Annotated in this window: 1 pseudogene; it reads left to right on the top strand. The window is 52.6% G+C overall.

The window, feature by feature from the left end:
* Positions 1-106: 106 nt before the first annotated feature.
* Positions 107-244, top strand: a pseudogene (locus EZM41_RS13440) (trypsin-like peptidase domain-containing protein); the annotation flags it as partial.
* Positions 245-361 lie beyond the last annotated feature (117 nt).

Here is a 361-nt window from a genome sequence, read left to right as displayed (position 1 = left end):
TCAAACTGAGCGAAGCCGAAGAGGCTGGCGTAACCATGCAGATATCTGGGCACACCCACAACGGTCAGCTCTTCCCTTTTAATTTCATTACATCACTCATCTTCGAGAAATCGTGGGGAGAGACCCGACCTTTGACCTCGCCGTGATAAAGATCACAGCGAGCGATCTTCCGGTACTCTCTCTGGGCGATTCCGTGGCGATTCAAGTAGGCGAATGGGTTGTTGCAATAGGAAACCCCTTCGGAAGCCACTTCCTCTTCTCGTCTTCTTTCCTCCTCCATCTGATCCACCCCCTCACGTCTTTTTCAAGATCGAGGACGGTCCAAAAATCCCCCACAACAGGGGCACTGCAGCTGTTCCCC

It is taken from the genome of Acetomicrobium sp. S15 = DSM 107314 (assembly GCF_016125955.1).
GTDB classification, from domain to species: domain Bacteria; phylum Synergistota; class Synergistia; order Synergistales; family Thermosynergistaceae; genus Thermosynergistes; species Thermosynergistes pyruvativorans.
The sequence above is the reverse complement of the archived record's forward strand: the minus strand, read 5'-3'. Positions and strand labels throughout refer to the sequence as shown.